Annotated in this window: 26 protein-coding genes; 11 read left to right on the top strand and 15 right to left on the bottom strand. The window is 64.9% G+C overall.

What is annotated here, in order from left to right:
• The first annotated feature begins 266 nt into the window (after positions 1-266).
• Positions 267-461, top strand: coding sequence for a con-10 family general stress protein (locus ACYQR9_RS11785; protein WP_082470393.1), 195 nt, complete (start codon positions 267-269; stop codon positions 459-461).
• 964 nt (positions 462-1,425) lie between these two features.
• Here the strand turns inward: ACYQR9_RS11785 and ACYQR9_RS11780 are convergent.
• Positions 1,426-2,226 (bottom strand): response regulator, encoded by an 801-nt coding sequence (locus tag ACYQR9_RS11780; RefSeq protein ID WP_461229670.1) that lies wholly within the window; start codon positions 2,224-2,226, stop codon positions 1,426-1,428.
• 9 nt (positions 2,227-2,235) lie between these two features.
• On the opposite strand from ACYQR9_RS11780, the gene ACYQR9_RS11775 reads away from it, so the two are divergent.
• Positions 2,236-2,643, top strand: coding sequence for a NepR family anti-sigma factor (locus ACYQR9_RS11775; RefSeq protein WP_461229669.1), 408 nt, complete (start codon positions 2,236-2,238; stop codon positions 2,641-2,643).
• A gap of 147 nt (positions 2,644-2,790) precedes the next feature.
• Here ACYQR9_RS11775 and ACYQR9_RS11770 read toward each other — a convergent pair whose 3' ends face one another.
• The 3 genes from ACYQR9_RS11770 to ACYQR9_RS11760 all read right to left on the bottom strand — a co-directional run bounded on the left by ACYQR9_RS11770 (position 2,791) and on the right by ACYQR9_RS11760 (position 6,402).
• Positions 2,791-2,967, bottom strand: a complete 177-nt coding sequence (locus tag ACYQR9_RS11770) for a DUF1328 domain-containing protein (RefSeq protein WP_003599466.1) — start codon at positions 2,965-2,967, stop codon at positions 2,791-2,793.
• A 518-nt stretch (positions 2,968-3,485) separates the two neighbouring features.
• Positions 3,486-4,877 carry a carbohydrate porin gene (locus tag ACYQR9_RS11765; RefSeq protein ID WP_461229668.1) on the bottom strand — a complete coding sequence of 464 codons (1,392 nt, stop codon included), beginning with the start codon at positions 4,875-4,877 and terminating at the stop codon, positions 3,486-3,488.
• A 178-nt stretch (positions 4,878-5,055) separates the two neighbouring features.
• Positions 5,056-6,402 (bottom strand): Nramp family divalent metal transporter, encoded by a 1,347-nt coding sequence (locus tag ACYQR9_RS11760; RefSeq protein ID WP_461229667.1) that lies wholly within the window; start codon positions 6,400-6,402, stop codon positions 5,056-5,058.
• 373 nt (positions 6,403-6,775) lie between these two features.
• Between ACYQR9_RS11760 and ACYQR9_RS11755 the strand changes: the two genes are divergently transcribed.
• Both ACYQR9_RS11755 and ACYQR9_RS11750 read left to right on the top strand, forming a co-directional pair.
• Complete coding sequence (locus tag ACYQR9_RS11755) at positions 6,776-7,732, top strand: DUF2865 domain-containing protein (protein ID WP_461229666.1); 957 nt, start codon at positions 6,776-6,778, stop codon at positions 7,730-7,732.
• Positions 7,733-7,821: 89 nt separating this feature from the next.
• Entirely contained in the window at positions 7,822-8,757 is a 936-nt protein-coding gene (locus ACYQR9_RS11750) for an MBL fold metallo-hydrolase (RefSeq protein ID WP_461229665.1), read from the top strand.
• Positions 8,758-8,761: 4 nt separating this feature from the next.
• Here the strand turns inward: ACYQR9_RS11750 and ACYQR9_RS11745 are convergent, their stop codons facing one another.
• Positions 8,762-9,541: a DUF1499 domain-containing protein gene (locus tag ACYQR9_RS11745; RefSeq protein WP_056430118.1), complete on the bottom strand. Its 780-nt coding sequence runs from the start codon at positions 9,539-9,541 to the stop codon at positions 8,762-8,764.
• Positions 9,542-9,698: 157 nt separating this feature from the next.
• On the opposite strand from ACYQR9_RS11745, the gene ACYQR9_RS11740 reads away from it, so the two are divergent.
• On the top strand, positions 9,699-10,178 hold the full coding sequence (locus ACYQR9_RS11740) for a MarR family winged helix-turn-helix transcriptional regulator (RefSeq protein ID WP_461229787.1): 480 nt from the start codon (positions 9,699-9,701) through the stop codon (positions 10,176-10,178).
• A gap of 20 nt (positions 10,179-10,198) precedes the next feature.
• Here the strand turns inward: ACYQR9_RS11740 and ACYQR9_RS11735 are convergent, their stop codons facing one another.
• The 3 genes from ACYQR9_RS11735 to ACYQR9_RS11725 form a co-directional block, all read right to left on the bottom strand.
• Entirely contained in the window at positions 10,199-10,396 is a 198-nt protein-coding gene (locus ACYQR9_RS11735) for an FAD-dependent oxidoreductase (protein ID WP_461229664.1), read from the bottom strand.
• Between the two features lie 70 nt (positions 10,397-10,466).
• The gene (locus ACYQR9_RS11730) at positions 10,467-11,240 is read right to left on the bottom strand and encodes an HAD family hydrolase (protein WP_461229663.1); all 774 of its coding nucleotides are present in this window, start codon (positions 11,238-11,240) and stop codon (positions 10,467-10,469) included.
• On the bottom strand, positions 11,237-11,764 hold the full coding sequence (locus ACYQR9_RS11725) for a hypothetical protein (RefSeq protein ID WP_461229662.1): 528 nt from the start codon (positions 11,762-11,764) through the stop codon (positions 11,237-11,239). Before ACYQR9_RS11725 ends, ACYQR9_RS11730 begins: the two co-directional genes overlap by 4 nt.
• Positions 11,765-11,901: 137 nt before the next feature.
• Here ACYQR9_RS11725 and ACYQR9_RS11720 point away from each other — a divergent pair, with 137 nt between their 5' ends.
• The 3 genes from ACYQR9_RS11720 (at position 11,902) to ACYQR9_RS11710 (ending at position 14,926) form a co-directional block, all read left to right on the top strand.
• Positions 11,902-13,287, top strand: coding sequence for an aminotransferase (locus tag ACYQR9_RS11720; protein ID WP_461229661.1), 1,386 nt, complete (start codon positions 11,902-11,904; stop codon positions 13,285-13,287).
• Between the two features lie 321 nt (positions 13,288-13,608).
• Positions 13,609-13,824 (top strand): hypothetical protein, encoded by a 216-nt coding sequence (locus ACYQR9_RS11715; RefSeq protein WP_056453941.1) that lies wholly within the window; start codon positions 13,609-13,611, stop codon positions 13,822-13,824.
• A gap of 160 nt (positions 13,825-13,984) precedes the next feature.
• The gene (locus ACYQR9_RS11710; RefSeq protein WP_461229660.1) at positions 13,985-14,926 is read left to right on the top strand and encodes a metallophosphoesterase; all 942 of its coding nucleotides are present in this window, start codon (positions 13,985-13,987) and stop codon (positions 14,924-14,926) included.
• A 23-nt stretch (positions 14,927-14,949) separates the two neighbouring features.
• On the opposite strand, the gene ACYQR9_RS11705 is transcribed toward ACYQR9_RS11710, so the two are convergent.
• A complete protein-coding gene (locus ACYQR9_RS11705) occupies positions 14,950-15,072 on the bottom strand; it encodes a hypothetical protein (protein ID WP_280136565.1) in 123 nt (40 codons plus the stop codon).
• 88 nt (positions 15,073-15,160) lie between these two features.
• A complete protein-coding gene (gene sfsA, locus ACYQR9_RS11700) occupies positions 15,161-15,886 on the bottom strand; it encodes a DNA/RNA nuclease SfsA (protein ID WP_056430097.1) in 726 nt (241 codons plus the stop codon).
• 156 nt (positions 15,887-16,042) lie between these two features.
• Here sfsA and ACYQR9_RS11695 point away from each other — a divergent pair, with 156 nt between their 5' ends.
• From ACYQR9_RS11695 to ACYQR9_RS11685, 3 genes are all read left to right on the top strand, one after another.
• Positions 16,043-16,798, top strand: coding sequence for a competence/damage-inducible protein A (locus tag ACYQR9_RS11695; protein WP_461229659.1), 756 nt, complete (start codon positions 16,043-16,045; stop codon positions 16,796-16,798).
• Positions 16,799-16,855: 57 nt separating this feature from the next.
• Complete coding sequence (locus ACYQR9_RS11690) at positions 16,856-17,713, top strand: formate/nitrite transporter family protein (protein WP_461229658.1); 858 nt, start codon at positions 16,856-16,858, stop codon at positions 17,711-17,713.
• Between the two features lie 155 nt (positions 17,714-17,868).
• Positions 17,869-18,384: a hypothetical protein gene (locus ACYQR9_RS11685; protein WP_461229657.1), complete on the top strand. Its 516-nt coding sequence runs from the start codon at positions 17,869-17,871 to the stop codon at positions 18,382-18,384.
• Between the two features lie 27 nt (positions 18,385-18,411).
• On the opposite strand, the gene ACYQR9_RS11680 is transcribed toward ACYQR9_RS11685, so the two are convergent.
• From ACYQR9_RS11680 to sucD, 5 genes are all read right to left on the bottom strand, one after another.
• On the bottom strand, positions 18,412-18,591 hold the full coding sequence (locus tag ACYQR9_RS11680) for a hypothetical protein (protein WP_056430086.1): 180 nt from the start codon (positions 18,589-18,591) through the stop codon (positions 18,412-18,414).
• Positions 18,592-18,702: 111 nt separating this feature from the next.
• Complete coding sequence (locus ACYQR9_RS11675; RefSeq protein WP_461229656.1) at positions 18,703-19,137, bottom strand: GlcG/HbpS family heme-binding protein; 435 nt, start codon at positions 19,135-19,137, stop codon at positions 18,703-18,705.
• 191 nt (positions 19,138-19,328) lie between these two features.
• The gene (locus ACYQR9_RS11670; protein ID WP_018042403.1) at positions 19,329-20,303 is read right to left on the bottom strand and encodes an HpcH/HpaI aldolase/citrate lyase family protein; all 975 of its coding nucleotides are present in this window, start codon (positions 20,301-20,303) and stop codon (positions 19,329-19,331) included.
• Positions 20,304-20,438: 135 nt separating this feature from the next.
• Entirely contained in the window at positions 20,439-23,198 is a 2,760-nt protein-coding gene (locus tag ACYQR9_RS11665) for a phosphoenolpyruvate carboxylase (protein ID WP_461224764.1), read from the bottom strand.
• Positions 23,199-23,425: 227 nt separating this feature from the next.
• Positions 23,426-24,319 carry a succinate--CoA ligase subunit alpha gene (gene sucD / locus ACYQR9_RS11660; RefSeq protein WP_056430080.1) on the bottom strand — a complete coding sequence of 298 codons (894 nt, stop codon included), beginning with the start codon at positions 24,317-24,319 and terminating at the stop codon, positions 23,426-23,428.
• Positions 24,320-24,330: the final 11 nt, after the last annotated feature.

Genomic DNA, 24,330 nt, shown 5'->3' with positions numbered 1-24,330 from the left:
CGCGCATCCATGCGGTTTGCCCAGGCATTGTCCAGCCCCGCGCATTCTCACGGCGAAGAGGGGCGGCCTCGCGCGCTGACATACGTCACCGTCGATGATTCGTTGCATCTGAGGCGGGTTGTCGCGGTATCCAGGCGCTTTCTCGCAATGACCAGCCGGCATGGATTAAATGGCGGCAGGCATTTGTCTTCAGCAAGGTTGGCCGAGGAACCATCGATATTGGCGAAGGTTGTCATCTTCGAGAACCATATGCTGAGGAGGCGCTGATGGCATCAGGAAATTCTACCTCAAAGCGAGGTTTTGCATCGATGGATCTGGAGCGGCAACGCGAGATCGCGAGCAAAGGTGGACGGAGTGTTCCGGCGGAAAAGCGATCGTTTTCTCAGGATCGCGAGCTTGCTTCGTCCGCGGGACGCAAGGGCGGTCAGTCGACCACACCCGGCCGGTCCGGCGAAGACTAAATTCCATTTGTTGGAAGAGACAAGGCGCGTACCGAGATCCGGTGCGCGCCTTTCTTGTTTGAGGCGACCGAATATCGAGTTCGTCCGCCGTTTTAGGCGCAACAGTAAAAAGCCCTCCGTCATCAACGAAGGGCTTGCGGGTCTCGAAGTTCAGTGTCGGTCTGTTGCTTATGCGATGCAGCGGCCTGGGATCATGCGGCGTGCTTCCGGGCCGGCCAAAGAGCTGATTGCTCCCTCACAGCCATCCCTCATGGTTCTGCGAGGCTTCAGCACGGGCTTTTCCGTTGAAACGGTATCCTGGTCCGACGAGAACGCCGGTGCCCTGCGCTCATTCGAGACCGCCGTCGTCACACGGAGCACGGCGATGTCGCTTCCACCGATCTGCGCCGGTGAGTGAATGATGGCCGGCGTCAAGCTCGCGGGAACCTGCTGGCTCGTCGCAACGGGATGCGACCAGCGGTCTGCTTCGCGCTGAACGACCGGTATGACAAGCATCGTCAGGAGGGCAGCCGGTCCACCGACACTCAGGATCAATCCAGACCGAAGCATTGTCGTAATCTCCAAGCGGAGCTTGACAGGATGCTGGACAACGCGACCTGATCGTCGCGAGTTCCTTGACTGGTCTAAAAACTTTACGGCCAGTAAACGACGGGCTCGTTGTTGCAAACATTTTTCCGGGACCAGGGTACCGCCCGTTAAGGCGCGTTGCGGAAAAACCACGCGCGTGGTCAAAATGGCCGAATCCGCATTTTTTGGAACCCTGTTGCATCATGTTCGTTACCAAATCACCCGGCCGCCTGGTCCTCCCCCCGCATCCCCCTTGTGCATTGGCCGGAAACTTTTCACGGGTCGGACATTCGTCCGGCCCGTTTTTATTGATCGGTTGTCCAAGCAAGAATGGAAAAGCCCCGATCGAGGATCGGGGCTTTCTGATTCACCGGTGGTGTCTGTGACTGTCGGACGATCAGCCGGTCTTCTCGCGGCGACGGGCGCTCTGCTGGAAGAACAGAGCTTGACTGATCACCGCGGAAACATTGGCGGGCTGGAACGGCTTGGCGATCAGGAAGGCGGGCTCGGGCCGCTCGCCAGTGAGGAAGCGCTCGGGATAGGCAGTGATGAAGATCACCGGCACCTCGAACGTCTTCAACAGATCGTTCACAGCGTCGAGCCCCGAAGAGCCATCGGCAAGCTGAATGTCCGCGAGGATCAAACCAGGACGCGATCCCTCTGATGCGATCTTGATCGCTTCGGTCCGTGTCCGGGCGACGCCGATGACGTTGTGGCCGAGCCCTTCGACCAGGGCTTCCAGGTCCATGGCAATGAGCGGCTCGTCCTCGATGATGAGGATTTCCGTGGCCATGTCGGCCGCCAGTTCGCGTCCCGCTTCGTCTACGAGGTCACGCACCTGTGTCACGTCGACTTCGAGGATTACCGCAGCGTCCTCTTCGGAGAAGCCTTCGAGGCATGACAGCAGGAACGCCTGGCGCGGCAGCGGGGTGATCTGCCCCAGCCGAACTTCAGCCGGTAGATCATGCTGAACTTGATCGCTCTGGCCGTTGACCGAGAGGGAATTCCAGATGCGGGTGTAGACTCGGAAAAGGTCCGCCTTGACGTTGGTGCTGCGTCCGAGCGTGTCCGGCTCGTTGACGAGCGTTTCCAGCGTGGCGGCCACATATGCATCGCCGGCGACCTGGCTGCCGGTCAGTGCCCGCGCGTAGCGGCGCAGATACGGCAGATGTTGCACGACGAGTTGAGCTGTCGACATTAGATCCCCTTGGCACTGCCGTTCTTTATGGTCGCCACCGCCATAACGCGGTTCGATGGGCTGTGTTCCGCGAGCCCGGAACCGTTTGTATCGCGCTGCGTTGCAGGTGCAGCCATGACTTATGTCAAGCCGCAAAACAATCGCGGCGATGCCACCGCGTGGCATCAAGGGGATAACCGAATGGACGAGGACGAGACGGTCCGCATCTCCCTGGCGGAGACGCGATTGGAGTTGGAACGTGAGCCGAAACTACATAGCCCCGAAACTCACAGCCTGAGTGACCTCACCCAGAAACGGATCGGCATGCATCTGCGTGCCATGTACGACACGATTGTCCAGCAACCCGTTCCGGATCGCTTTCGAGATCTCATCGCCCGGATGGACGATGCCTCCGGTCAGCCCTTCGATGAAAAATAATCTAACTCACCTGCCTCAGCGCTAAAGTGTGCACCGGCACGGGTGGAGTGTGTGACTGTCTTCGCTCTGTAGAAAAGCCGCCGAAGCGATCCGGCGGCTTTCTTGGTGTCTGGGTTGTCGGTCTGACTGCACCGACACGTCCAATCGTCAGAGTGTCGGCGAGCGGCCGCGCATCAGGCCAATGACGGCCGAGATGGCGAACAGAACGATAGCGACAAAGAAGACGAGCTTTGCGGCTTCCATGGCGGTGCCGGCAATACCACCAAAACCAAGCAGAGCGGCCACGAGGGCCACGACGAGAAATGTTACAGCCCAACCAAGCATGGTCTCGATCCTTGTGAAGCTGGTGCGACCTGTGCCGCGACCTCATGACATCAATAACGCCAAGTTATCCGACCGGTTCCTGACTTTGACACAAAGCGGTCACGATTGGTTACCGAGGCGAAACCAGCGGGTCGCGGAAGCGCAGACAGACACGCCGACGCACCCTGGAAAAGATCTGAACATCGTCCTGTCCCGGATTGCGCCGAGACGATCCCTTGCCCAGCGCAGTGCTCGCATGCGTCATATCGGCGAGACTCTTGTCGGTTTCGGGAGTGACGACCCACATAGTGGTTGACGCTGATGTGGAACCCGGTGTCCGATGTAGCGTTCGTCACCTGTTCCCGAACACGGATACATTCTGATGAGAGAGTCGCTGGCCGCATCCCTTGCACGACGCCTTCTCGATGCGGTCGCTGCGGCCGCTCGCGGAGTCGTAGAGGCGATCGAAAATGGGTCGCCCGCTCCCCAGCCCGTACCGGTCCGCGTCCGTCGCAACGATCGGCGCTGATACAGTGCGCTCAATAGGTGAGTGTGGAGCGTAGTCCGAGTACCACGCCACCTTTGACCCGTTGGTTCGGGCGCGTGGGGTCTGCGATACCCCCGCCGGGATTGATGACGACCTGGATATCCGGTTGGATCGTCCAACCGGGTACCACCACTGCTTGATACGTCAGTTCGATTGAAGCTTCGTAGCTGCGGACTGGGTGGAAGTTGGTGTCGAAAGACAATCGATCCCGGTCGTAGCGCTGGGCATGGTCGCCGATACGCGCGTAGATGAAGCTGAGGCCGAAGGCGTCTTCCGGCCGGCCGGGCACCATCCCCGAGAAAACGATGCCGCCATCCGCCCAAAGGCCGATGAGGTTCCGGTCCGACGGGCTGCCGGATAGGCGGGCATAAACGGCCACTCCGTCGGCCTGATCAGCGCCCTCCGGTCGGTAGAGTTGCGCGTCGATCACCGCATAGGCGCCGCTCGTTCCACCATGTCGGCGCGGTGATCCGCTGCTATGGATGCTCGCCAGGGAAAGCCCACTCCGGTCGTAGCGGTAATCGTCGAAACGCCCGAAATGCTGATATCCTCCGAGTTTCACACTTCGAGTGAGCGCGCTCGGGCCGGGTACTGCGCGAAGCTGGATCTCGCCCATCAGCAGCGGCGGATCGTTCAGGCGAAAATTCAATCCGGTCCGGTTGACGCTGGCCTGATCGCCGGGGTCGCCGTTGAACACCGCAATAAGCCCGCTCATTGAGGCATTGGGCGTCCAGCGCAGCCGAAGTCCGGGAGTCGATAGGGGATAGGCAGGGCCGCCACTTGGTAGGTTCGCTCCGGTGATGGTCGGCCAATCGTTGCTCAGGAAGATTTTTCCGGTGTCGGAGGCGAAGAACTCGCCATCCGCCACGAGTTGCCCCATCCGAAAGTTGAAGCGCTGGTCCTCCGAGGCATGCTCCAGCCAGAGTTCTGAAAGGCGTGTCGAGGGATAGGCTTCGATATTGCTCACCGTGATTAGGCGATGAAAGCTGCGATCACGTAGGCCGCCCGTGTCGTGGATCTGGAAGACGTTGGCGAACGCGCTCCAGCCCCTCCAACCGGCAAACCGGTCGAGATCGACGCTGATCGCCGCCTCGAACTTGCCGGCATGGATCGGCCCTTGCCTCACCCCGCCGCTGACGTTGCCCAGAACCTCGTTCGTATAAAGCAGGTTGTAGGTGATGCCGCGCGGCGCCAGCATTCGGCGGAAGCCGCCGGGATCGCCGAATGTACCGAGTGAGGATTGGATCGAGGGCGGTCGGTCGTCCTCCAGAGCGGCGGACTGCGCCGGGCGATCGTCTAGGGCTCCTGTCGCCGAGGGTTCCGACCAAGCGGGCGAGGCGATCGGGTAAGCGAGGTTCACGGCGAAAGCGCCCGCCAATCCCACCCGCCACCTCCGAAAAGCCCTTCTGCTGATCATCGACGCCTGACCTCGATAGTATAGCCTATGCTATGTTCTTAGATAAAGTTCTTGCGTCCGGGCCCCCTGGGCGGCCCGGTCGGTAACGGTGGGAAACGCTGTACTCCGCCCTTCCCTCGGGAAGACCGGCGATGACTGACTTGGTTCAGGCGCCGCTGACGGTATCCACCAGAAGCTTGACGTTGAGGACCACGATGATCGCGGCGATCACCCAGGCGAGGATTTTCAGCCAAGCGGGAATGACGAGCGCACCCATCTTCTGCTTGTCCGATACGAAGCGGACCAGGGGGATGACGGCGAAGGGCAATTGCATCGACAGAACGACCTGGCTCAGCACCAGTAGCCGGGCCGTGCCGTCTTCCCCGTAGAGTCCCGTCACGATCACGACCGGCACGATAGCGATGCCACGTGTGATCAGGCGCCGAGCCCAGTCAGGAATGCGCAGGCGCAGGAAGCCTTCCATGATGATCTGGCCGGCCAGCGTCGCGGTGACGGTGGAGTTGAGCCCCGAAGCGAGCAGCGCCACGGCGAACAAGGTGGAGGCGATGCCGGCCCCCAGCAACGGCGACAGCAGCTCATAAGCCTGCTCGATCTCCTGCACGTCCGTTCGCCCGGTGGCATGAAACACCGAGGCGGCCATGATCAGGATCGCGGCATTGACGAAGAGCGCCAGCATCAGCGCGATGGTCGAATCCGTGACCGCGAACCGCAGGGCGCCGCGACGCCCCTCCTCGGTACGTGGATAGGCTCGCGTCTGTACGATGGACGAGTGCAGGTAGAGATTATGCGGCATCACGGTCGCGCCGATGATGCCGATGGCGATGTAGAGCGCGGCCGGATTGGTGACGATCTGCGACGAGGGGATGAAGCCCGCGAGCACTGCCTGGACCGGAGGCGCGGCCAGGGCGATCTGTATGCCGAAGCATACGAAGATCACCAGCAGCAGCGCGATGACGAACGCTTCGAGCGCGCGAAACCCGCGGCGCATCAGGAGCAGGATCAGAAAGACGTCCAGGGCGGTGATGATCGCGCCGATGACGAGAGGGATGCCGAACAGCAGCTTGAGGGCGATGGCAGTGCCGATGACCTCGGCCAGGTCGCAGGCGACGATGGCGGCTTCGCAGGCGATCCATAGGACGAAGCTGACGGGCCGTGGATAATGATCACGGCAGGCCTGGGCGAGGTCGCGGCCGGTGGCGATGCCGAGACGGGCCGAGAGGGCCTGCAGTACGATCGCCATCAAGTTCGAGATCAGGATGACGGCCAAAAGCGTGTAGCCGAACTGCGAACCGCCCGCGATGTCGGTGGCCCAATTTCCCGGATCCATGTAGCCGACAGAGATCATGTAGCCGGGGCCGAGAAAGGCCATCAGGCGTCGCAGCCAGCTCCCGTTCGCGAGAACCGGTACGCTGCCGTTCATGCGACCGAGGCTCGGCTGTTCCTGCGTGTCGCGGCTGAAGCGCCACGCCCGATCCTCGTTGAGCCTGTCCATACCGCGTTTTCCGATAAGCCGAATCACGAATGCCGCACTGCACCCTGCGAGGCATATAGCATCGGCTATAATGGAAAACAAAGGCTAAGATAGAGGGGGCTTCTCCGTCTCCACCGGTGTGGCAGCGTGTGTTCATGGCGTGCTCAAAACGCCGTGCCGCGGGACGTCTTCTCGCGACCTGGGAGGCGTCAACTCAACCAAAGGTTTCATGCGGCTCGGTGGTCTGCCCCGTTGCGAAGCCCTTCTCCTCCAGCCTAGGCAGGACGCACGTCCTACCGGATGGTTACTGAAGGATGAGGAAGCGATGCGAGTCGCATACCCACATGTCGCGAGGACGGCCATTGCGCCGCGTCAGCGAGTCGTCGGCCCTCTTATGGCGGGCGTGATCCTCGGCATCGGCGGTGTCGTCGCCGGATCGAGCCTCGTTCGGGCCTCCGAGCAGGGAGGTATCTTCAGCTTCTTCGAGGACATCTTCCGCGGACCGGCCGTAAGGATCCGGCCGGAACCCGTTCCCGTGCCGCGCCCGGCGCGTCCGCGCTATGCGTCCCTGCCCGATACCAACCGTATCACGAGGCCCGCCCCGCCTCGTCACACGCCTCGCCTGGTGCGCATCGACCGGCCATCCGCTGATCGGAAGAGCCGCTCGTCATCGGCTGGCCTGGTCGCCTCGGCGCTCGGGGCCCGTACGGTCTGCGTCCGGGCTTGTGACGGCTACCTGTTTCCGCTCGGGCGGCTGGCCTCGCGCGCCGACATTTCTCTTCACGAGGCAGCCTGTGCGGCGGCCTGCCCCAACGCGGCAACCAGCCTCTACACGCTCGGCGCCCGGCAGAACGAACTGGAACGGGCCGTCAGCCTCGACGGGCAGCCCTACCGAGCTCTCAAGGTCGCCCGTCTCTACCGCAGGAAGCTCGTCGACCAATGCTCCTGCCAGCCCGAAGGCGGGGCGGCGACGCCGCTGCCGATCGAACGCGACCTGACTGCGCGGGTGGGCGACGTGGTCGCAACCCCATCGAGCGCCCGTGTCGTGGTCTCCACGCGGCCTAGTGGCTTCACGATGGTGGATTTCCGCGAGGCGGGCATCCTGTCCCGCCATGAGCGTCGCCTGATCGGCCGCAAGATCGACGTCGTCCGGCGCGAGGCGGATGCCCGCGCCTCCGGTGGGGATACTCGGCAGGCCGGGCGGACGTTTGACCGCGCGCCGCGCGTCCGGCTGGCCCAGGTGGGTATCACGGCGGGGACAAGAGGCTTCGGTGAAGTCCAGCTAAGACCGGACCGCGCGGAGGGCTTCGCCGACGTCCGCGTCGTGGTGTCCTCGCCTTTCACGCGCTGAGACCTGCCTCAGGGACAGCTCGGGGTGCGTTGTGGCTCGGTCCGCTATGGCGTAGGGCCGGACGAGAGTGTGATCGTTCCGGGTGCCGCATGACCAAGACCAATGACGACGGCGAGGCAGGAACGGATCCGCATTTCGACGGCGCCGCGCCGGCAAACGGCGAGACGGTGAGCCTCTCGCCGTTGGTACGCCGGCGGATCTGTCCCAATGCCAGCCCGTTCACGTCCAGCGGCACCTGCAGCTACATCGTCGGACGGGGCGAGGTCGCGATCATCGATCCGGGTCCGGCCGATTCCGGTCACGTAGCGGCTCTGATCGCCTCCATCGCCGGGGAGCGGCTCACTGCCATCGTCGTCACCCATACCCATCGCGACCACTCCCCCGGCGCGCGCCTGCTGCAAGCGGAGACGGGTGCGCCCATCATCGGTTGTGGGCCGCATCGCGCCGCGAGGGATCTGGCGGAGGGCGAGTTTCCGCATCTCGACGCCAGCGCCGACCGGGACCACCGACCCGACCGTCAGATGGGAGCGGGCGATACGCTCGAGGGGCCGGGCTGGACGCTTCAGGCGGTCGAAACGCCCGGCCACACCATGAACCATCTCGCCTTCGCCCTGCCGGAGGAAGCGACCTTGTTCTCGGGCGACCACGTCATGGCGTGGTCCACCACCATCGTAGCGCCACCCGATGGATCGATGCGTGCCTACATGGCGTCGCTCGAGGCTTTGCGCGGACGTGACGAGACGATCTATTGGCCCGGCCATGGCGGCCCGGTCCGCGATCCGCGGCGCTTCGTCCGGGGCCTCGCCGCCCATCGGCGCCAGCGCGAAAATGCGATCCGCAGCCGGATCGAGGCGGGCGACCGCGACATCCGCTCCATCGTCGGCACGATCTATCAGGGCCTGAGCCCGGCCCTGCAGGGCGCCGCGGCTTTGTCCGTCTTCGCCCATCTGGAAGACCTGGTTGAGCGCGGGCTCATCGTCACCGATGGTCCAGCCAGGCTGGAAGGTGTCTACGCGCCGGCCTGACCACTCACTTGACGGCGATGGCGAGGTTCGCGACCTCGTCGAGATAGGCCCGGATGGTGTCGGCATTGGCGCCGAAATCGCGGTCGCCGATGCGGGACGCCGAGCGCACGTCGATCCGGGCTCCGTCCGCCCGCGGTCGCACTCTCACCGTGATGTCGCTGGCAAGGTTGAGGATGAGGCCGCGCGTCACGGCCTCGATCCGGCCATTGCCGATCCTGCCACCGGGGCGGATCGCCTCGACGATCTGCCATTTACGGTTCACCGCTGCTTTGCGGGCCAGCTCGAACGCGGCGTTGGCGTCGAGGTCGAGGGTAAGTGGGGCGACCTGCAGATAGGTGGCGCGCTGTGCCGTTCGCGCTTCCGGCCCGGGATCGGGAGGGTAATGCCCTTCGCGGGCGGCGAAGGCGGCATGCGAGCGCGAGAAGGCCGGTGGGTTCTCGGTATCGGTGGTGACGTCGGTGATGGCTGGAAGGCGCAGGCTGCGCAGCCCGACGAAGCCCGGATATCCGAGGAGTATCACCGCGAGGAAGAGACCCGCGATCGCTCCGCCCAAACCGCGCGCACCCTCGCGCCACACGCGGACGAAGGCGAAGAGGGCAAAGCCGATCGCCAGCACCGCCAGGAATAGGCCGGACCCGAGCGTGACCAGCGCGGGCCCTTCTTCCGCCCGCGGATCACGCACCAGAACGAGGGCGAACAGGGTGACGAGGACCGACAGGATCGCCGTTCCGCGCGAGAGCGGACCGGCGCGGGTGATGGGCTCCTCGATAAGCGAACGACGCATGATACGGATGAAATCGCTGTCCGGGAGATCGCCGCGCCGCAGGGAGGTCGTGCCCGCGCGCCTGAGCGATGAGCTTTACCGGGCCTCGCATGGCGACGCCACCCGCGAGTTACGTCGTGCTTTCGATGCCGCCTGCTTCTGCTATAGCGGCGTCGACATGAACTTTACCGCAGCGACCGGAAATCCCGTGACCGATGCTCGATCGGACGACCCGCTGCGGGTCTGGTTCCGCTTCATCCGCCTCAACCGGAGGGTGACCGCCGCGATGGCGACCGAGCTGCGCAGCCTCGGGCTCTCCATTCCGCAATTCGACGTCCTCTCGACCCTCACCGAACGCGAGGGGCTGACACAGCAGGATCTCGCCGCGCGGCTCTACGTCACCAAGGGCAATGTCTCGGGCCTGATCGACCGCCTCGTCCAGGCCGGTTTCGTCGAGCGCCACGCCATCCCGGGTGACCGGCGCTCGCATGCGCTCCACCTTACCCCGGCGGGTACGGAGATCGCAGCCCGTGGGATCGCCGCGCAGAAAGCCTATGTCGCCCGTACCCTCGGGACTCTGCCTCCGGACGATATCGCGGCTTTCGAGCAGCTCGTGTTGAAATGGCGCGACGTCGCCCGCGCCGATTCCAGCGGCTGAGTTACTTCGGTGTCCCTTCGTCAGAGCCTCTGACGGATCACCGGGCGGCCTTCCGCCTGGACCAGCGGGTCGATCTGCCGGGCCGCTCGCAGGCCCGCTTCGATCGCCCCCTCGACCCAGCCGGTCTTCAGGCTGGCGAAATCTCCGGCGAAAGACAGCGTCTTGCCGCCATCGCCGAAGTGGCCGGATAGGCCGGGCCTGTCGTCGGGAAGCGACACGGGCAGATGTGACGTTTCCGGGTAAATATTCCCCTTCCATCCCGGACGGCCGGATCGGTGAAGGCCTCACTTACCGTTCAGGTTGCGACCCGTCTGCACTCGCTCGTTCCTGATCGGCGATCCTGGCGAGCAAGTCGGCGAGATCGCGGATCGAGGCGACCACATGGTCTGCGAGCGGCGTCATGATCTCGCGGGCTGCCTCCCCCATGGGTCCGCTCAGAACGGCGACGGTCACGGCACCGGCCGCGCGCCCGGCGACGAGGTCGTAAGGCGAATCGCCGATCATGGCGATGCGGCACGGGGCGACGCCGAGTTGCGCGGCGAAGGCGCTGACCATGCCGGGTTCCGGCTTGGACCCATGCCCGGAATCGTAGCCCGCGACGTAGGAGAGATGGGGTGCGAGGCCGAGGGCATCAGCCTGCGCCCGCGCCGAGGCTTCGGCATCGTTGGTGGCGATGCCGAGCGCGTAACCGGCACCGACGAGATGGCGTGCCATCCCGGCCGGATCACCGATCGGGCATAGATGCGCCAGCCCTTCGCGGCGAAACAGCCGGTCCATCTCTCCGTAGAGATCAGGTCCGGCAGGCCGGCCGAGAACTTTCGCCCAAAGCGGCCCATAGGCGGCGGACGAGCCGGCGATGAGGGGCGAGGTCGGCAGGAAGCGTCGCTCCTCCTCGATGTAATGGCTCACCGCCATCAGGTCTTCCAAGCGGGTACGGTCGCCCCCGGACAGGCAATCCATGACCGCATGGGCCGCTGGCCCCCAGGTCCTATCGAAATCGATGAGCGTGCCGTCCTTGTCGAACAGGATGCCGGCGAGACGGCGGGGACGCGTCGCGCTCACGCGCTGGCTCCCACCTTCTCGACGTCGAAGGTTCCGGCGCGATCTCGCCGCACGATCCTGTCGCCAGGCTCGAACACGCCCAAGGCTACGTCACGGTCCGGCAGGATGACGGTAGTGGATTTGTTGAGATGGACGAGGACGAGGCGGTCCTGCGCCAGCGATGCGGCGGCCCAGCGCCGCAACTGTGCGTAATACGGCTCGCGCCGCCACGCATTCGGTTGGCCGGGATCGACCTGGACGTTCATGTTCTTCGTCACCGGATCGAGCGCCAGCACCATCTTGGCCTTCTCCGGCTTCCACTCGGCGCCGAGCCAGGCTTCGGTCATCCAGAGGCAATGGAAGGCGCGGCAATGGTCCGGCCGCGTCGGATGGATGGCGCAGCCCCTGCCCTGCTTGGTGTGCCGGCACCATTGGCCGGCGACGCTCTCCACGGCGGGAACATCGTAGACCTTGCAGCACAGGGTGCAGGTTCCGCAAACGCGGCCTGGCGCCGGATGGGCCACGAAAGTAGCGGGATCGAGCATGCGCGGGACAATCGGTGCGGAAGACGGGGCGACGATGCGTTGTGCGGACGGGTTTCTACCGACGGTCCGGGTCGCTAGTGTGGCATCGCATGAACACGGGGCCGAACCGGCCCGCTTCCACAGGTAACGGCAGGCCCATGCTCTCGAACCTCGCGACCCGCGACGTCGAAACGCTGATCCATCCCTACACCAACCTGTCCACCTTTCGCGAGACCGGCCCGCTGGTGCTGGAGCGCGGCCACGGTGTCTGGGTCTATGACAGCGACGGTCGTCCCTATCTCGAAGGTATGGCCGGCCTGTGGTGCACGGCGCTCGGCTATTCGAACGAGGAATTGGTGGAAGCGGCGAGCGAGCAGATGTCGCGCCTGCCCTTCACCCATCTGTTCTCGGGCCGTAGCCACGATCCGGCGATCGAGCTCGCGGAGACGCTCAAGGAGTTGATGCCGATCCCGACCTCGAAGATCTTCTTCACCTCGTCCGGGTCGGAGGCCAACGACACCCAGGTGAAGCTGACCTGGTATCTCAACAACGCCCTCGGCCGCCCGGCGAAGAAGAAGATCATCTCGCGGATCAAGGGCTACCACGGCGTCACGGTCGCCACCGCCTCCATGACCGGCCTCACCGCCAACCATGCCGATTGGGACCTGCCGCTGCCGGGCTTCCTGCATGTGGGATGCCCGCACCACTATCGTTTCGCCGAGGCCGGTGAGACCGAGGAGGCGTTCTCGCAGCGCCTCGCCGACGAACTCGAAGCCCTGATCCTGCGCGAGGGGCCGGATACCGTCGCGGCCTTCGTGGCAGAGCCGGTCATGGGAGCGGGGGGCGCCATCGCCCCGCCCGCCGGTTATTTCACCAAGATCCAGGCCGTCCTCGACCGCTACGACGTGCGCTTCATCGCCGACGAGGTGATCTGCGGCTTCGGCCGGCTCGGCACCTGGTTCGGTTCCGAAGCCCTGGGGATGCGCCCCGACAGCCTGTCCTTCGCCAAGGCGGTGACCTCGGGCTACATGCCGCTCGGCGGCATCAGCATCGACGAGCCGCTCTACACGGCGCTGGTGACGCAGAGCGCCAAGCTCGGCACGTTCGGCCATGGCACCACCTATTCCGGTCACCCCGTCGCCTGCGCCGTCGCGCTGAAGACCATCGAAATCTACAAACGCGACCGCATCGTCGAAGGCGTCGCCGAGAAGGCCCCTCATTTCCAGGCCCGGCTCTCGGCCTTGGCCGACCACCCCATCGTCGGCGAGGCGCGAGGCATCGGTCTCATCGGTGGGCTGGAGATCGTCGCCGACAAGGCATCCAAGCGTCAGTACGAGCCGAAGGCCGGCGTCGCGGCCCGCTGCGTCGCGTTCGCGCAGGCCGAGGGCCTGATCGTGCGATTCCTCGCCGGTGACCGGGTCGCGGTCTGCCCTCCCCTGGTCATCTCGCACGAGGAGATCGACACGTTGTTCGACCGCCTCGCCCGTGCCCTGGATCGAACCGAGGCCTGGATCGCGTCGGAAGGTCTGAGGCCCGTGGTTTAGGACGGCCTCGCCACAGAAAAGTCTAGATCTTTCGCAGTGCGAGCGAGGTTAGATTGCACTGCGGAATTGAATTTTTTATATTTCCACTATTCCTTGACTGTGTCGAAAGTCACTCAGCGACGATGTTGGACAACTCTATCCTGCTCATCTCTGGCTAGCCTTAAGCTCCCGTTCATGATCCTTCGCCGCATATGGATCTCGTGCCGCACAGCGTCGGTCCGGGTCAAACCTCTTGAGGGTGCCCGAGAGACCGGCGTGATCGTCAACCAGACAAACGAGGATCTGGTGGCGTTCCGACACCGTGAAACAGGACCCGTTCCCATGTCCCGCCCCGAACAGAACCAGCGCGCAGCCATTTCGTCGACGCCCCGTGCGTCCGGTCTGGTAACCGATCGCGAAGGTTTCCGCCCCGTGGCACTGCCCGCCCTCGCCGCAGCGGTTCACGTCTCTGCATCCGCTGCCAAAGAGGCGGCCCGGAAGATTGCCGCTCGTCGGCAGCTCTCCCGCTTCCAGCACGAGGATGCGCCCCTCGTCTGAGGCCAATCTTTCTTAAGACGAACGTCGTCCGGCCAAACATTGCGACCAAGCCTTCACGGGCTTGGTCACCGACGTCGAACCATCGGAACTTGGCTGCGCTGGATGTGTAGACGCCCCGGGACGATGAATCCGCATCGACTCTGCCGCCGGGGACGATGACATGCTGATTCTGCCGACAAGACGGCAGCTCCTAACCGGGATCGGTGCGAGCACGGCCCTGGTGGCCTCGGCGGGCGCCTATGGCTTCGTGATCGAGCCGCGCTACCGTCTCGTCGTGACGCGATACGCTCCGGTTCTGCCTGGCTGGACGCATGGGTTGAGCCTGAAAGTCGCTGTCCTCTCCGATTTCCATGTCGGTGAGCCGACCATGTCGCTCGACCGGATCGCCGAGATCGTCGATGCGACGAACCGGCTCGAACCCGATCTCATCCTGCTGCTCGGCGATTATCCATCCGGTCCCAGCGTGACGACACGCAAGGTGCCGCTGGTCGAGTTCGCCCGCGTCGTCGACGGCCTGCGGGCGCCGCTCGGCGTCTACGCCATTCTTGGAAATCACGATTGGTGGGACGACACAATCGTCCAAACGACGCGGCGTGGGCCGGTCGAATCCCAGCGCGTGCTGGAAGCTCGCGGCATCCCGGTCATGGAGAACATCGCTCTGCGGCTGGAAAAGGATGGCTATCCGTTCTGGATCGCAGGGCTTGGGGACCAGGAGCCGTTCCTACTGCGCGGCGATCGCCGAGGACGGGACGATCTCCCCGGCACGCTGGCGCAGGTCACGGACGATGCGCCGGTCATCCTGATGGCGCACGAGCCCTACATCTTCCCCCGTGTGCCCGAGCGTGTCTCCCTGACCCTGGCCGGCCATACCCATGGCGGCCAGATCCGGTTTTTCGGTACCTCGCCGCTCGTACCCTTCGTGCGTGGCAAGGACCTTTCCTACGGCCATGTGGTCGATGAGAGACGGCACATGATCGTGTCCGGCGGGTTCGGCGTGAGCCGCGTCCCGATCCGTATCGGGGTGCCGCCGGAAATCGTACTTCTCGAACTTGGCCGAACCTTGCCAAATACCGGCCCGAAAGCCACGCCAGGCGGCGTATAGCCGGCCTGACGGGGCTGTGGGTCCTACTTCTTGGCGCCGATGCTTACGGTGCCCTTGGTGGAAGGGGCAGCGGCGATCGTCTTGACGACGGGCTTCTTCGGCTTCTTCGCTTCGCGGCCACCGCGTGGTTTCTCAGTCGCCATCATCGTCTCCTTGGGTCGTAGGGCTGGGAGCATGGCACGAAATCCGCCGATGGCCCCATGAAATCGCGCGACCCACCGACGCGCCGATCGATCAGCCGCCGGACAGCCGCGAAACCACGGGAATCGCTTCCGCGATGGTGACCTCGGTCGGGTCGATCCGGCAGCGATAGGCATGGATTTCGACTCCGCCCGCCATGGCGGCGGCAAAGGCACGGTCGAAGGCCGGATCGAGATCGCGGGCCACATCGAACCTGTCTGCCTGCATCTGCACCACGACGATCAGCATCGCGCGCCCGCCCTGAGCGACGACCTCCGTGAGATCGTCCATATGCCGCGCGCTGCGGGCGGCCACGCAGTCGGGAAATTCGGCGAGGCCCGGTTGGCGCAGGAGGTGGCAGTTCTTCACCTCCACATGACAGGGTGGCACGCCCTCCCCGGTCGCCAGGAAATCGACCCGGCTGGCGCGTCCGTAGCGCACTTCGGGGCGCAGGGAAGCGTATTCCGAAAGTGGTGCGAGGCGACCTTCGGCGAAGGCCTCCGCGACCAGCGCGTTCGGACGCATCGTATTGATGCCGACCCATTGCAGGCCGCCGGGCAAGTCGGCTTCCACCAGTTCCCATGAAAAGCCGAGCTTACGCGCCGGGTTTGTCGAAGCCGAAAGGAGGACGCGCGAACCGGGTTGGTTGAGGCCGAGCATCGCGCCGGGATTGGCGCAATGCGCCGTGACGAGGCTGCCATCCGCCACTTCGATATCGGCGAGAAAACGCTTGTAACGGCGGACCAGCCGGCCCTCGATCAGCGGACCGGGAAATCTCATCGGCAGGACCTCCTGACGGGAATGGCACGCGAAACGGCTACGACGCCGTGCGCCTATCAGCTGGCGTCGACGCAGGCCAGGGAGCCCGCCATGGTCAGTTCGGCATCGTCGCGCTAGGTCAGGGGCATCACCGCCTCGCGCTCGCCACGGACCACGATGACCTCCCCCACTTCCCCTACCATCACCGCCGCCATTCTGGTGATCGGCGACGAGATCCTGTCCGGCCGTACCAAAGACCGGAATATCGGCACCATTGCCGATTATTGTACGGCCATCGGCATCGACCTGCGTCAGGTCCGTATCGTCCCGGACGAGGCGGAAGAGATCGTCGCCGCGGTCAATGCCCTTCGGAACCGCTACACCTACCTCTTCACCACCGGCGGGATCGGCCCGACCCATGACGACATCACCGCCGATTGCGTGGCCGCCGCCTTCGGCGTGACCATCGACGTCGATCCGCGGGCGAAGGCAATGCTGCTGGAGCGCCACAAGCCCGAAGATCTCAACGAGGCCCGGTTGCGCATGGCGCGCATTCCGGCGGGTGCCGACCTCATCGCCAACCCAATCTCGAAGGCGCCGGGCTTTCGAATCGGCAACGTCTTCGTCATGGCCGGCGTGCCGGCGATCATGCAGGCCATGCTCGACGAGATCGGCCCTACCCTCGAGACCGGCGCGCGTGTGCTGTCGGAGACGATCGAAGCCGGGAATCTGCCCGAAGGCAATTACGCTTCGGCCCTCGCCGAGATCGCCAAGGTCCATGACGGCGTGTCCATCGGCTCCTATCCGTCGATGACGCAGCAGGGATTCGCCAATCGCATCGTGGTGCGCGGAAAGGACGCCGAAGCGGTGGAGAGGGCGAAGGCAGATGTCCATTCCCTCGTCGCCCAGCTCAAGGACGGAACCGTCGCCTGAGTCCATGGCTTCCTTGTCGAAGGCGGGAATAGAGCCCGTTTTCAGGAGGTCCCTCGAATGGGGCAGCGAGACGAAGGCTCCACGCGGGATGAGGCGGTCGAGCGGGAGGAATCCGTAGCGGAGGGCCTGCGGCCCGACGCCTTCATCCTACACGAGGTGATCCGCCGGGAGGGTGACGAGGAGCTTCGGCGCACGGGCGGGGCGCTGTTCCTCTCGGCTTTCGCCGCGGGATTGACCATGGGCTTCTCCCTCATCGTCCCCGGCGTACTGAAGGCTCATCTCCCGGAGGCCCAATGGGCCGGACTCATCACCAGCATGGGATACGCGACCGGTTTCCTCATCGTCGTCCTCGGCCGCCAGCAACTCTTCACCGAAAACACACTGACGCCGATCCTGCCCCTGCTCCATGACCGGAGCGTCGCCACCCTCATGCGTGTCCTGCGCTTGTGGGGCATCGTTCTGGTCGGCAACATGGTCGCCACCGCTGCCATCGCCGCGGTCCTCGCCTATTCGGATGCGTTCGCATCCGAGATCCACACCGCCTTCGCCGCGATCAGCCACCATACGATCGAGTCGACGTTCTGGACGACTCTGATCAAAGCTGTGTTCGCGGGCTGGCTCATCGCCCTGATGGTGTGGATGCTGCCTGCCACCGGCTCGGCGGCGCCGTTCATCGTCATCCTGATGACCTGGCTCGTGTCGATGTGCGGCCTCGCCCATATCGTGGCCGGATCCGTCGACACGTTCTATCTCGTCTTCAGCGGCCATGCCTCGATGGGCGATTACGTCTCGCGCTTCTTCATTCCGACTCTTCTCGGCAACGTGTTTGGCGGGACCGCCCTGGTCGCCGTCCTCAACTTCGGGCAGGTCGCGCCCGAGGTGGAGAAGCAGAAAGCCGCCGACGGCGAAAGTTGAGCGTCGAGGCAAGCCGGTCGTTGGCGCCATCGCGGCGCGCGTCCAGATGAATACTTTCCGAGTGGTGGCGTCTGCTCTGGTTCAGCGGCTCGGCTGCAGGATGATCCTGTGCCGCATACCCATGGCGGGGGCGGTCATCTCTCCGGAGACGTTCCGTGGCTGCAAACCCGTTCCTGTCCGTCGCTACGCGCCGTAGGCCGCCTATCTTCAGCGGCCTCCTGGCCCTGGCGCTCTGCGGCATCCCTGCGCTCGCCGCCGATTTCCCGGAGCCCTATGGATCGCCGCGCGAATTCCCCGGAGGGCGCCGACCCCCTCCCCCGGTCGAGGAATTCCGCCCCGGGCGCGAACCGTCCCGCCTCGCGGAGCCGTGCCGGACTGTCATCCGACGTCGGATCACACCGGAGGGAGAGGAAATCATCAAGCGGGTGACGATCTGCGAGGAGCATTCGGACCGCTTCAGACCGGAGCGCGAGCCGGAGGGTGGATACAGTGAGCCGAGGCCTTACCGGCGGCCTCCGACTCCACCTCGGGAAGTTCCCTTTGCCGACGAGGCTCGTCCGGATCAGGGTGGTTACGTCGGCGGCGAGCCCCCTGCGGAGGGGCTCGCCGGCGAGGAGCGACTGTCCGAAGAGCCGCCCTTGGAGGGACGTGGACGCGATCCGCGCTACTGAAGCGGTCTCGCGTCCGACGCCATCGTGTCAGGCCCGTACGACGGGCCGGGCCTTCACGGCTGCGGCCAAGGCCTTCAACTGGCGGTTCAGATCCGCCAGTTCGTTGAGGGCGATGGTCCGGTGGCCGTCCTTGACCGCACGCTCGATGTCGGCGACCTGCGCATTGGCCATGCGCTTCAGTTCGGCGGCGAGTTGGTCCCGGGTCATCGGCGCTCCTGTCACGGCTCGGGGTGATGCGACCGTGATAGGGCGCGCATGCTTAACCGACGGTATTCATCGCGTGCGGTGCACCCGATGCGCGTCGTCGGTTTCGCCGGTTCAGGTCCGCCAGGGGTGGGCGGGCAGCTCGGTCGCGCCGACGGCGCTGGCGCCGGCCAGAGCCACCGCGTGGTCGTTTTCGACGCTCGAACCGCTGACGCCAATGGCGCCGGACATCTCGCCGTCCTTGTCGACGATCGGGATGCCGCCGGGGAAGGTGACCAGGCCTTCATTGGAATGCTCGATGCCGAAGAGCGGGCCGCTGGGCTGTGACAACTGGCCGATCTGACCGGTCATCATGCCGAAGAAAACCGAGGTCTTGGCCTTCTTCTGGGCGATGTCGATGGAGCCGACCCAGGCCCCGTCCATCCGGTAGAACGCCTTAAGGTTGCCGCCGGAATCGACGACGGCGATACACATCTGGGTATCCAGCTCGACAGCCTTGGCGCGGGCGGCCTCGATGGCCTTGTGAGCGTCTTCGATGGTCACATGCATGGTGGTTTCTCCCTGTCGATCGACGAGATCGGAGCCGTTTGGCTGTCCTGCCCAAGGGGGAAGACGTAGCCCCGGCGCCTGTTCTCCCGGCGATACGCTGCGGACGATAGGACATTTCGGGCCTAAAGCGAGGACGGCCGCCCCTTTCGGAAGCGGCCGTCCTGCTTAGCGATGTCTACGAAGCGACCCGATCAGCTGGCCGACATCGCGTTGGCCTTCTCGATCAGTGCCTCGGCCATGCGGATCGAGGCGATGTCGATGAGGCGGCCGTCCAGCGACACGGCGCCCTTGCCGGCCTTGGCGGCCTCTTCCATGGCTTCGAGGATGCGGCGGGCCTTGGTGACTTCGGCTTCCGAGGGGGTGAACACTTCGTTGGCGAGATCGATCTGCGAGGGGTGGATCGCCCACTTGCCTTCGAAGCCGAGAGCGGCGCAGCGGCGCGCAGCGGAGGTGTAGCCATCCGGATCGGAGAAGTCGCCGAACGGGCCGTCGATCGGACGCAGGCCGTAGGCGCGGCAGGCGATCAGCATGCGGTTCTGGGCGAACAGCCAGGGATCCTGCCAATGGGTCTCGCGGTTGCCGGCCTCGTCCTTGTCGGTGAGCACCGAGAAGTCCTTGTTGACGCCGCCGATGACGGTGGAACGGGCGCGGGTCGAGGCGGCGTAGTCGGCGACACCGAAGGACATGGCTTCCAGGCGCTTCGACGACGTGGCGATCGCCTCCACGTTGGCCATGCCCAGAGCGGTCTCGATCAGCACCTCGAAGCCGATCTTCTTCTCGCGCTTCTTGGCCTGCTCGATCTGGGTCGTCAGCACGTCGATGGCGTAGACGTCGGCCGGCACGCCGACCTTGGGGATCAGGATCATGTCGAGGCGCGGACAGGCTTCGACGATGTCGACCACGTCGCGGTACATGTAGTGGGTGTCGAGACCGTTGATGCGGATCATCATGGTCTTGGTGCCCCAATCCAGGTCGTTGAGCGCCTGGATGATGTTCTTGCGGGCCTGCTCCTTGTCATCGGGAGCGACGGCGTCTTCGAGGTCGAGGAAGATCACGTCGGCCTTGGAGGAAGCGGACTTCTCCATGAAGGTCGGGTTGGAGCCGGGAACTGCGAGTTCCGAGCGGTGCAGGCGCGGGGTGGCCTGCTGGATCAGGGTAAAGCTCATTGGGGAATCCTTCCTTTGGGTTCGTGTTCTGGTCGTTGGTGAGAGACCGCAAAACGCGGTCCACCATACCGGTCGGGATACGCTTTCGCGCCTGTCCCAGGGCCGTGCCCGGCCCTCGGTATCCTTACAAAACCGTCAGCCCGTCGCACCGAAGCCGACGGCGATGCAGTTGATCGAGAGCAGCAGGGCAGATTTCACCGCCTCGCGCTTGTCCTCATCCTCTTCCGCGCGGAAGCGGCGAAGCAGCTCCACCTGTTCGCGGCTGACCTGGTTGATCGTGGGCAGGCGGCCGTTGAGGCGATCTCGGAACAGGGGAAAGCGTTCCGCGAGTTCGGTGCCGCCGCTGACGCGAAGCGCCATCTCGCGGGTCAACTCATACTCGGCCTGGATCAGCGGGAAGATGCTGGCGCGAGCCTTCTCGTCGGCTACGAGACCGGCATAGTCGCGGGCGATCTCGAGATCGACCATCAGCAGCGTCTTCTCGACCTCGTCGAGGATGAGGCGGAACGGCTTCGATTCGGCGAAAAGCCGCTTCAGCTGTTCCTCGCCCTGCGCGCCACGCACGTCGAGGAAGCTCTTCAGGCCGGACCCGACACCGTACCATCCGGTGATGACGTGCCGGTTCTGCGACCATGCGAAGACCCATGGGATCGCGCGCAGGTCCGCCAGGGACCGGGCGCCGAACCGCCGCGCCGGGCGTGAGCCGATATTGAGGAGCGCGATCTCGTCCAGCGGGCTCGCGGCCTGGAAATAGGTCACGAGGTCGGGATGCTGGATCAGGTTGACATAGGCCGCGCGCGACGCGCCGGACAAGGCTTCCAGCGAGTCGTCGAATTCGTTGCGCGGGACCTTGATGGCTTCCCGCTCGGATTTCAGCGCGTGGTCGAACACCGACGACGCGAGAAGCTCCATCTGGTAGGCCGCCGTGCCCCGGTTGGCGTATTTGAACGAGACGACTTCGCCCTGTTCCGTGGTGCGGAAACGCCCGTTGATCGAGCCCGGCGGCTGGGCGGCGATGGCTCGTGCCGTCGGCGCACCGCCTCGGCTCACGGAACCGCCGCGGCCGTGGAAGAAAGCGATCGGCACGCCGGACGACTTCCCGAGTTGGGTCAGCTTGTCCTGCGCCTTGTAAAGCTCCCAATTCGAGGCAACGAAGCCGCCATCCTTGTTCGAATCCGAGTAGCCGATCATCACCTCCTGCACGCCGCCCTGCCAGCGGGTGGAGCGGCGGACCACCGGGATCGAGAACAGCTCCTTCATGATCGAGGGCGCGGCGCGAAGATCGTCGATGGTCTCGAACAGCGGAACGATCGGCAGGCAGCAGATTTCGGTGCCGGTGGCATCGAGGAAGTTGCCGGCTTCCTTGGCGAGGAGGTACGCACCGAGGATGTCGGGGACCGAACGGGTCATTGACAGGATGAAGGAGCCGAAGGCCTCGCGGTCGAGCTGCTCGCGCATCTCGCCGACGAGGGCGAAAGTCTCCAGCGTCTCGCGGGCGTCGTCAGGCAGGCTCTCGAACGAGCGCTCGCCGTGCATAGGCCTCGCCAGCTCGGCCAGCAGCCAGTTCTTCCACTCCGCCGAATCGAGGGCGGGCGGCGTCTTGTTCTGGCCGTTGGCCTGGTGCCAGAGCGCATGCAGAGTCTTCGTGGTGCGCGTGGTGTTCTCGCGCAGGTCGAGGCGCACCGTGGAGAATCGGAAGATTTCCACCATGCGGCGCACCGGGCGCACGAGGTCTGTGGCCAGCGACGGGCAATTGGCGTCGGCGAGCCCGGCCTCGAGGTGGCGCAGGTCGTTGATGAGACCATCGGCGCTGGGATAGTCCGGGCCGGTCGAGCGTAAGCCTTTGTTGCGCGCGATCGTCGCCTCGATCTTGCGCAGGATGCAGGTGAGGAACTGGCGATAGGCCTCGCCGGGATTGCGGCTGGCGATGGCGCGCCCGTCGCCGCTCTCGGTGAGCAGCTGGGCGAGTTCGGACTTGAACGATGCCGGCACGGGGAGCGAGCGCTCGGTGAGGGAGAGCGTGCGGCCGAGTGCGGTGACGCCATCGCGATAGCGCCGAAGGGAGGCGAGCGCGTTGCGTTGAAGTGTGGCGCGCGTCACCGACGAGGTGACGTAGGGGTTGCCGTCGCGGTCGCCGCCGATCCACGAGCCGAACTGGAAGAAGGCCGGCACCTCGAACTTTTCGTCCGGGTAATATTCGGCCAGGGATTCCTCCAGCGAGTAGAGGACTTCCGGCAGCATCTCGAACAGAGTCTCGTCGAAGAAGTGCAGGCCCCAGGCCACCTCGCGCTCGACGGTGGCCTTCTCCAGATGGAGTTCGCCGGTCATCCAGACGAGCTCGATCTGGTCCCGAAGCTCGTTCATCAGGCCGTTGCGCTCACGCTCGGTCCAGCGCGGCAGTTCGAGCTCGCGCAGGACGAGATAGATGCGGCGGAACTTCTCCAGCACCGTCACACGCTTTCCCTCGGTGGGGTGCGCCGTGATGGTCGGCCGAATGCGCAGGTCCTTCAGAAGGGCGTGGATCTCGGGCGCCTTGATGCCGTTCTTGACCGCATCCGCCAGGACCGCGCTGAAGCTGCCGGAGAGTTCCGCCCGCCCCTTGCTGCGCTCCACATGGCGACGCCGGCGCATGGCGGCATTCTGCTCGGCGATCGAGAGGAGCTGGAACCAGATGCCCTGAACCTGAAGCGCGCGGGCAAGAAGCTCCGGCGAGAAATCCGAGATGTTGGCCGTGCCGAGGAGGACGGCTTCGAGTTCCGGCTCGTGGCGGCGGGCGACTTCGAGCAGGGCGTGGAAGAGTATGTCGAGCGCTTCCTTCGACGAGGTGCCGGTGATGACCGGCGGCGCGAAGGGGTGGTCGAGCGATCCGACCGGGGCGTGGAGAGTATCGGTCATCGGATGGCCACCTCGAACAGAGTTGAGCCGATGGCCGCCGACATCGTGCGGGCAACGGTGAAGAGCAGCCGCTTCGGCAGCATGGAACGCAGCGCCGGAGCGATCAAGGGGGTGGTCTAGCGGGTTGGGCGAGGCGAGCAACGCTTTACCGGAAGTGTCGGCGCTGCCCCTCACTTCCGCTCGCTCAGTCACCACCCTCCCCCGCTGAGGGGGGAGGGTTCGTCGGCTCACGCCGCGATCTTGCGCATCACCTGTTCGACCGTCGAACCAAAATCGCCGGGGCTCGGGGCGACGGTCAGGCCGTAGGAGCGCATGATCTCGGCCTTTTCGGCGGCACTGTCGCCGGTGGCGGAGATGATCGCCCCGGCATGGCCCATGCGGCGACCCTTCGGGGCGGTGAGGCCGGCGACGAAGCCGATGACGGGCTTCGTCATGTTCTCCTTGATCCAGGCCGAGGCCTCGGCCTCCTGCGGACCGCCGATCTCGCCGATCATCAGCACGGCCTTGGTCTCGGGGTCCTGCTCGAACAGGGCGAGATGGTCGAGGAAGGACGAGCCGTTGATCGGGTCACCGCCGATACCCACCGAGGTCGTGATGCCGATGCCCCGCTCCTTCATCTGAGCGGCGGCCTCGTAGCCGAGGGTGCCGGAGCGCGAGATCACGCCGACATTGCCCTTGAGGTAGATGTGGCCGGGCATGATGCCGAGCATCGACTTGCCGGGCGAGATGATGCCGGCGCAGTTCGGGCCCACCACCATGGTGCGCTTGTCCTTGGGGTAGCGGCGCAGATACCGCTTCACCCGCATCATGTCCTGGGCCGGGATGCCGTCGGTGATCGAGCAGATCAGCGCCAGGCCTGCATCGGCCCCTTCCATGATGGCGTCGGCCGCGAAGGGCGGGGCGACGAAGGTGATCGAGGTCGTGGCTCCGGTGGCCTCCACGGCCTCCTTGACGGTGTTGAACACCGGCACGCCGAGATGGGTCTTGCCGCCCTTGCCCGGGGTGACGCCACCGACGACGTTGGAGCCGTAATCCAACATCTCCTTGGCGTGGAACGTACCCTTATCGCCGGTGATGCCCTGGACGATGATCGGGGTCTTCTCGTCGATCAGAATGCTCATGACGTATCCTC

It is taken from the genome of Methylobacterium sp. CM6241 (assembly GCF_054817845.1).
This window is presented reverse-complemented; position numbering and strand designations above follow the sequence as displayed.